At 67.0% G+C, this 6,742-nt stretch carries 9 protein-coding genes; 6 read left to right on the forward strand and 3 right to left on the reverse strand.

From position 1 onward, the window contains the following. Window positions 1-3: 3 nt before the first annotated feature. Complete coding sequence (locus K7711_RS15080; RefSeq protein WP_222969887.1) at window positions 4-1,050, reverse strand: ABC transporter permease; 1,047 nt, start codon at window positions 1,048-1,050, stop codon at window positions 4-6. A gap of 130 nt (window positions 1,051-1,180) precedes the next feature. On the opposite strand from K7711_RS15080, the gene K7711_RS15085 reads away from it, so the two are divergent. The 5 genes from K7711_RS15085 to K7711_RS15105 all read left to right on the forward strand — a co-directional run bounded on the left by K7711_RS15085 (window position 1,181) and on the right by K7711_RS15105 (window position 4,286). Then, entirely contained in the window at window positions 1,181-2,329 is a 1,149-nt protein-coding gene (locus K7711_RS15085) for a sensor histidine kinase (protein ID WP_222969889.1), read from the forward strand. Next, window positions 2,329-2,967, forward strand: coding sequence for a LuxR C-terminal-related transcriptional regulator (locus K7711_RS15090; RefSeq protein WP_222970359.1), 639 nt, complete (start codon window positions 2,329-2,331; stop codon window positions 2,965-2,967). Before K7711_RS15085 ends, K7711_RS15090 begins: the two co-directional genes overlap by 1 nt. 62 nt (window positions 2,968-3,029) lie before the next feature. Next, window positions 3,030-3,458, forward strand: a complete 429-nt coding sequence (locus K7711_RS15095; protein ID WP_222969891.1) for a PPOX class F420-dependent oxidoreductase — start codon at window positions 3,030-3,032, stop codon at window positions 3,456-3,458. Between the two features lie 155 nt (window positions 3,459-3,613). Continuing rightward, entirely contained in the window at window positions 3,614-3,958 is a 345-nt protein-coding gene (locus K7711_RS15100; protein WP_222969893.1) for a YidH family protein, read from the forward strand. Window positions 3,959-3,974: 16 nt separating this feature from the next. Beyond that, window positions 3,975-4,286, forward strand: coding sequence for a DUF202 domain-containing protein (locus K7711_RS15105; protein WP_222969895.1), 312 nt, complete (start codon window positions 3,975-3,977; stop codon window positions 4,284-4,286). A 114-nt stretch (window positions 4,287-4,400) separates the two neighbouring features. On the opposite strand, the gene K7711_RS15110 is transcribed toward K7711_RS15105, so the two are convergent. Together K7711_RS15110 and K7711_RS15115 are read right to left on the reverse strand one after the other, a co-directional pair. Then, window positions 4,401-4,730 (reverse strand): RpnC/YadD family protein, encoded by a 330-nt coding sequence (locus K7711_RS15110; RefSeq protein WP_222969897.1) that lies wholly within the window; start codon window positions 4,728-4,730, stop codon window positions 4,401-4,403. After that, window positions 4,685-5,269 (reverse strand): Rpn family recombination-promoting nuclease/putative transposase, encoded by a 585-nt coding sequence (locus K7711_RS15115; protein WP_222969899.1) that lies wholly within the window; start codon window positions 5,267-5,269, stop codon window positions 4,685-4,687. The genes K7711_RS15110 and K7711_RS15115 overlap by 46 nt, the downstream gene beginning before the upstream one ends. Window positions 5,270-5,529: 260 nt before the next feature. On the opposite strand from K7711_RS15115, the gene cobM reads away from it, so the two are divergent. Then, window positions 5,530-6,336 carry a precorrin-4 C(11)-methyltransferase gene (gene cobM, locus K7711_RS15120; protein WP_222969901.1) on the forward strand — a complete coding sequence of 269 codons (807 nt, stop codon included), beginning with the start codon at window positions 5,530-5,532 and terminating at the stop codon, window positions 6,334-6,336. Window positions 6,337-6,742 lie beyond the last annotated feature (406 nt).

Below are 6,742 nucleotides of genomic sequence, written 5' to 3' on the forward strand. Positions count from 1 at the left end.
GGTTCAGCGTGTCTGGTTGAGCGCGGTGAGCGGGTCGGCGGTGGCCAGGAAGCGCAGGGCGACACCCGCGCCGAGCAGACCCAGGCCGATCAGTGCCGCGCCCGGTGCGAGAGTCGTTGCGGCGCTGAGGACGAACGGCACAGTCGTGCCCAGCGCCGCCCCGGCGAGCGCGGTAATCGCCAGGCCGATGCCGACGCCGGTCAGCAGCACGATCAGCGCCTGGCCGAGTGCGTCGGCGACGAGTGAACCGGTGGTCGCGCCCAGGGCCTTCAATGTCGCGATATCGGGGGTGCGCTGAATCGTCCACACCGTGAAGAAGGCCCCGATGACCAGCGCGGATATCGCGTACAACAGGATCGTCATCAGAGTGAGCGAGCCGTTCTCCGCCCGGTAGGAGCCGATCGCCTGGAGTGCGCCGGAGGGGCTCGTCGTGGTGGTGTGCGCGGCGGCGTTCACCGCGCCCGCATCGGGTACCTGCGAGGCGACCAGGATCGTGGCGGCGCCGCCGCGGGGAGTGGCGGACTGCCAGTCCGCGAGCGTCATCCAGACGACCGGGGAATGCGCGTACCAGTCGTCACCGCCGATCGCGGTCACGGTGAACGTGGTATTCCCGAGTGCGATGCGGTCACCGGCAGTGGCGGACAGATCCCTTGCGGCGGGCGCGCTCAGCACGACCGATCCCGGTGCGGTTGCCGTTCGGTTGCCGAACGTGGGGCCCGCGGTGCCGAACAGCGCCACCTGCGCGGGCGGACCGCCGTCCCGGGTGGCCTGGGCGTGGCTGATGCCGACCGGGTCGGCGTGCGCGGCCCGCTGCCAGGTCCGCACCTGATCCGGGGTCAGCGCCGAGGAGTCGAAGGACGGTGCGGTCCCGGAGTCCGCGAAGACGACGGTGTCGCCGGACATCTTCCGCAGGGCGGAGATGTTCTGGTGGGCGAGTCCGGAGGTGAGTCCACTCAGGAAGCTGACCAGCAGGGCGACCATGACCACGACCAGCGTGATGAGCGCGAATCGGCCGCGCGCGGCCCGCAGATCTCTCAGTGCGACGAACATGTCTCCACCGTGCCCGGATTCGGGGCCCGGTTCATCGGGCGAGCGAACGAACCTGCGACCAGCCGAGGATGGGTGTCCGATTCCATCTTTCGATGGATGCCGTCGATGTAACCCCGCATAAGCTGACAGGGTGCACCGCTCTCCGCTGACTCCCGTCTTCGCTGCGCTGCAGGCTGCCCTGCATGTGCTGATGGTGGCGTTGACGGTCTATGTGATGGTGCGGGCGCTGGTGCCGGGTGGGCAGCACCGGATCGCGGTGGTGGTGCTGGCGGTGCTGTTCCTGCTCGCCTATTTCGGCGGTGCGATGCTGCGTTCACGGCCCGTCGCGGCGCGGGTCTGGCTCGGTGCGCTGACGGTGTTGTGGCTGGGTCTGGTGGCGTTGGCGCCCGAGGCCATCTATCTCGTCTTCGGATTGTTCTTCCTGTATCTGCATCTGCTGCCGCGGTTCTGGGGGCTGATCGCGGTGCTGGCCGCGACGGCGGTCTCGGTCGTCGGCTTCGCGTTGCACGAGGGCTGGACGGCGGGCGGAGTGATCGGGCCGGTGCTGGGTGCGGCCGTCGCGCTCGCGATCGGGTTCGGTTATCGGGCGTTGTATCGGGAGGCCGCGGATCGGCAGCAGCTCATCGACGAATTGCTGGCCACCCGCGCAACACTCGCCGAACGTGAGCGCACCGCCGGCAGGCTGGCCGAACGGCAGCGGCTGGCTCAGGAGATCCACGACACGGTGGCGCAGGGTCTGTCCAGCATTCAGATGCTGCTGCATGCGGCGGAAGGGGTCGCGCCGGATCATCCTGCGCTGCAGAAGATTCGGTTGGCGCGCGAGACCGCCGCGGACAATCTCGCCGAGACGCGCCAGCTGATCGGCGATCTCACCCCGGCGGCTCTGGAGGGGCAGTCGCTGGCCGGTGCGCTCGAGCGAATCGCTCAGCGCGCCAGCGCACCCGGGCTCGACGCGCACGTTCTGGTGGAGGGGGAGCCGGAGCGGTTGCCGATGCCGGTCGAGGCGGCGCTGGTGCGCGTCGCGCAGGGGGCGGTATCCAATGTGGTGCGCCATGCGCACGCGCAACGGATGCGAATCACCCTCACCTACGGCGAGGACGGGGTGCACCTCGATGTGGTCGACGACGGAATCGGCATCGCCCCAGAGGTTTTCGCGCAGGGGACGTTCGGCCTGAACGCGATGCGCAGTCGCGTCGAACAGCAGGGCGGCAGTATGGATGTGGAATCCGAATCCGGGCACACCGCCGTCACCGTCTCGTTCCCATCCTCGGTGGAATGATGAATTCCTCTGGTGGAGAGAAGATTCGGCTGCTGCTCGCCGACGACCACGCGATCGTGCGGGCCGGATTGCGCGCTCTGCTCGACGCGGCGCGGGACGTCGAAGTGGCCGGTGAGGCGGCGACTGCCGAGGAGGCCGTATCCGCCTGTGCCGCAATGCCTGTCGATCTGGTGCTGATGGATCTGCGGTTCGGTCCCGGGAAATCCGGTGTGGACGCCACGGTGGCGCTGCGCGCGCTGCCCGATCCGCCGAATGTACTGGTGGTCACCAACTACGACACCGATGCCGACATCCTCGGGGCCATCGAGGCCGGGGCCTGCGGTTACATCCTCAAGGACACCCCGCCCGGTGATCTGCTCGCCGCGGTGCGCGCGGCCGCTGCGGGGGAGAGCGTGCTGTCGCCGTCGGTGGCCTCGCGGCTGATGACTCGTGTCCGGAAACCGGATACGACGTTGAGTCCCAGGGAGATCGAGGTGCTGCGACTGGTCGCCGAGGGGCATTCCAACCGGGAGATCGGCCGGGGCCTGTTCCTGAGCGAGACCACCGTGAAATCCCATCTGGTGCACATCTATGCCAAGCTCGGGGTGAAGTCCCGCACCTCCGCGGTGGCGCGCGCCCGCGAGCGCGGCGCGATCTGAGCGATCCCGGCGACAGCGGCCGGTTGCCACGGATTGTCACCGTGCGCCCTTACGCTGTGCAGATGGCTCTCACACTCGCTGACTCGCAGGTGCGTGAATTCCTTTCGCACGGCACACGCACCGGAAAGCTCGCATTCGTCGCCGCCGACGGCCGACCGGTGATCAACCCGGTCTGGTTCATCGTCGAGGGTGAGGAACTGGTCTTCAACACCGGTAAGGACACCGCCAAGGGCCGCGGGATCGCCCGTGATCCGCGTCTTGCGCTGTGTGTCGACCTCGAGGAACCGCCCTTCGGGTACGTGCAGGTGCAGGGGGTGGCCGAGGTGTCCGAGGATCCGGCCGAACTGGTGCGCACCGCAACCGCCATCGCCGCTCGTTATATGGGCGCCGAGCGTGCCGAGGAGTTCGGCGTGCGCAACGGCGTACCGGGTGAGCTGGTGGTGCGCCTTCGTCCGACGAAGGTGCTCGGCGGTTTCGATATGACCGGATAGCCGGGCATCGGCGACCCTCCCAGGGCCACAGAAGTTTCCGCGACCCGAGATCAGGCGGTGATGGTGAACTCGACGAACCGACGTTGCTCGGCGACGACCGTGGCGGGCGGAATCCCGGGCTGTTCGCGGCCCAGCGCGTCGTGCGGGGGAGAACGGTGACGTCCTCCGGTCCCGGCGACCAGCTCGACTATCGGTTCACCCTCGCCAACGAGCGCACCTTCCTGGCCTGGATCCGCACCTCGCTGGGCCTGCTGGCCGGCGGCGTGGCGGTGCACACCCTCGTGCAGCCGTTTCATCATTCCGGATTGCGGCGGGTCATCGCGGTCAGCTGCATCGTGCTGGCGGTGATCGTGGCCGTCGGCGCGTACCGGCACTGGCGCAATGTGGAGGACGCGATGCGCCGCGGCGAACCGCTCACCGGCACCGTCATGGTCGCGCTGCTGGCGGTGGGTATCGCGGTGGTGTCGGTGCTGTCGGCTCTCGCGGTGCTGTTCGAATGATGCGGTCGACGTCCCGATGACTGCCGACACCGGCATGGCCCGGGAGCGCACGGCGTTGTCGTGGCGCCGCACCGCCGTCGCATCGATGGCCACTGCCGCACTCTTCGTCAACCACGCGGTGGTCAGCGGATGGCGCCATTCGGCCGCGGCGCCACTGGTCGCCGCCCTCATGCTGATCGTCCTCGCCGCCATGGGTTTTCAGCGCAGTCGCGCACTGCACCACGGCGAACTCGGCCGTTCCCGCATCGAAGTCGCCCTCACCGCGATGGTGGTCATCCTGGTCTGCGCCGTCGCCGTTGTGATCGGTCTGAGCGGTCCGCCGCGATAGCCGGGTCATCGTGCCGCCGAACGCGACAGCTTCCCTCCGACATGCTCGAAGTCACTGTCGCACAAACGAAGTCGACGATCTTTGCCAACTCTCTCGCCTCGAGCCCCAACCCGGTCAGGCGAAGATGGCGTCGAGGGTGTCGGCGGTGATGATGCGTCGGCTCCAGGTCTCGAGGTCTTGGAGAGTGGCTTCGCGGACGGTGCGGCGGACCGATTCGGAGATGTCGCCGAATTTGATGGTGAGTTGATCGAGCAGGGTGGCTGCTCGTCCTTCTGCAAGTCCCTCTGCGCGGAGCATGTCGCCGGTTGTCACGATGGCCTCCTGGGCCTCTGGTCCGAGTTTGTCGATGATGGGTGTGATCTGGGTCAAGGGGGTCTCGGCAACTTTCATTATGTACGTCACGACGGCGTTGAGGTCGTTGGTGCCGTGTGGGCCCTCGAACATTGCGATGAGGGTGGTGAGTATGAGTGAGAGGACCTGGTCGAGGGCGGTATTGCCGGGAGCTTCCGGAAATGGGGGAGGAAATCGCTGAGAGCTTCCGGGGTGGGACCGGTGTCCAGGAGATCCGCGATATCCAGTTGGGCGTCCCAGCGGGCGCGGGTGCGGGATGCGTAGACGACCAAGGGAATCACCACGGGTAGGCGCTTGGCCTTGGGGTGGGTCTGGAGGTGGTGGTTCCAGATGTTGACCGTGTACTCGAGCATCCGCAGGGCAATGAGCTCGTCCACGCTGCTCTGGTGTTCGACGTGGAAGTGGATGTAGCCGTCGTGGCGGTCGATGCGGGCCTGCAGGAGCACGTCGCTGCGGCGATCGCGCAGTTCGGGAGAGACGAAGCTGTCCTTGCAGATCTGAAGGGAATCCCAATCTATCAGTGCGACAACCTGTTTCGGGAGAACGGCGCGCAATTCCGACGCTGCCTCGGCGGGCCGGGTGAGCACGTGCCGGAAGAAGGCGTCGTGTGGATTCGACGGAATGGTCCCCATGGGGCGCAAAGGTAGCCGGTAATTCGGTAGGTGGCGAACTTCGGTAAATCTCGAAATATGTTGTGTAGAAAGATATTTCGATCTTTCGGTGCATGGTCGAAATGGTCGCGTTCAGGCTGGTCTGTTTCAGAGTGAGTTCGGCATGAACACGGGTGTCGACACGGTGGCGGTGGCGCAGGTGTGACGTCGCACGTCCAGCAGGGCTGTGCGGGGTGGTAGCCGGTCGACTCGGTGTCGGGGGCCCGCCTACACTCGCCCGCATGACCGTGCACTTCATCGGGGCGGGCCCCGGGGCCGCTGACCTGCTGACGTTGCGTGCGATGCGGTTGATTCGGGAATCGCCGGTGTGTCTGTACGCGGGGACGTATCTCGATCCGGAGGTGCTGGCGCAGTGTTCGGCGGAGGCCGAGCTGGTCGATACCCAGGGGTTGGATCTGGATCGGATCATCGAGCACTGTGTGCGGGCCGATGCGGCGGGACTGGATGTGGCGCGGTTGTGCTCGGGGGATCCGTCGTTGTATTCCGCGCTCACCGAGCAGACCCGGCGGCTGGATGCGCTCGGTATCGCGTGGGATGTGACGCCGGGGGTGCCCGCGTACGCCGCGGCGGCCGCGGTGCTGGGGGCCGAGCTGACCGTTCCGGAGCTGGTGCAATCGGTGGTCCTCACCCGGACGCAGGCGCGCTCTACCGCCATGCCCGAATCCGAGGCGCTGGCCGGGTTCGCGCGCACCCGCGCGACGCTGGTGCTGCATCTGGCGATCACCCGGATCGGGCCGATCGCCGCGGAACTCACCGCCGAATACGGTGTGGACTGTCCGGTCGCCGTGATCTATCGCGCGAGTCAGCCCGAGCAACTGGTGCTGCGCGGCACCCTGGCCGATATCGCGGAACGGGTCGCCGAGGCCGGATTGCGGCAGGCCGCGGTGATTCTGGTCGGCGGTGCGGTGGGCGTCCCCGTGGAGTGCGCGCAGTCGCATCTGTACGATCCCGCCCGGGACCGGAGTCGACCGTCCGCGCCGATCGCCTCGGCCGCGTCGGAGTCCGGGGGCGGGCAGGTGCGGTTGTGAGTTGTCCCAACCATCGGCCGCGTCACATTCGCAGGGGTCGAGCGCGGGCGGCGCGAAATCGTGAGCGTTACCATCTCCCGATGGGAATCTACGCGGGGGCGAACACCATGAGCTGATCTGATGTTTTGTGGCTATGAACCTTTTTGGTCCTACACGGGATGCGGACGGTAGATTGGTTCGGTGTTCATCAGTGAGGTTCGACGGAGGGCCGTGCCGTGGCCGGCGAGCGTGGTCGGGTCGATGTAACAAGATCGGCCCGAGCGACGGATAACTCCTTTGAACACGTATGTCTGATTGAAATTCGAAGTGAGCCCCGACCGCTGGACGCCATGCTGGGACAGATGTGCGTTCGCGTCGGTGTGCCATTGGGGAGCACTGCAGGGTGTTCCGGAAGTGAGGTTGCGGG

It is taken from the genome of Nocardia coffeae, assembly GCF_019890715.1.
Taxonomy (GTDB): Bacteria; Actinomycetota; Actinomycetes; order Mycobacteriales; family Mycobacteriaceae; genus Nocardia; species Nocardia jiangxiensis.

Bases quoted from the DNA above. Each gene is read 5' to 3' on its own strand.
- K7711_RS15090 (WP_222970359.1), top strand. From the start codon at position 2,329: ATGAATTCCTCTGGTGGAGAGAAGATTCGGCTGCTGCTCGCCGACGAC.
- K7711_RS15080 (WP_222969887.1), bottom strand. From the start codon at position 1,050: ATGTTCGTCGCACTGAGAGATCTGCGGGCCGCGCGCGGCCGATTCGCG.
- K7711_RS15110 (WP_222969897.1), bottom strand. From the start codon at position 4,730: ATGTTCGAGGGCCCACACGGCACCAACGACCTCAACGCCGTCGTGACG.
- cobM (WP_222969901.1), top strand. From the start codon at position 5,530: ATGACCGTGCACTTCATCGGGGCGGGCCCCGGGGCCGCTGACCTGCTG.
- K7711_RS15115 (WP_222969899.1), bottom strand. From the start codon at position 5,269: ATGGGGACCATTCCGTCGAATCCACACGACGCCTTCTTCCGGCACGTG.
- K7711_RS15105 (WP_222969895.1), top strand. From the start codon at position 3,975: ATGACTGCCGACACCGGCATGGCCCGGGAGCGCACGGCGTTGTCGTGG.
- K7711_RS15095 (WP_222969891.1), top strand. From the start codon at position 3,030: ATGGCTCTCACACTCGCTGACTCGCAGGTGCGTGAATTCCTTTCGCAC.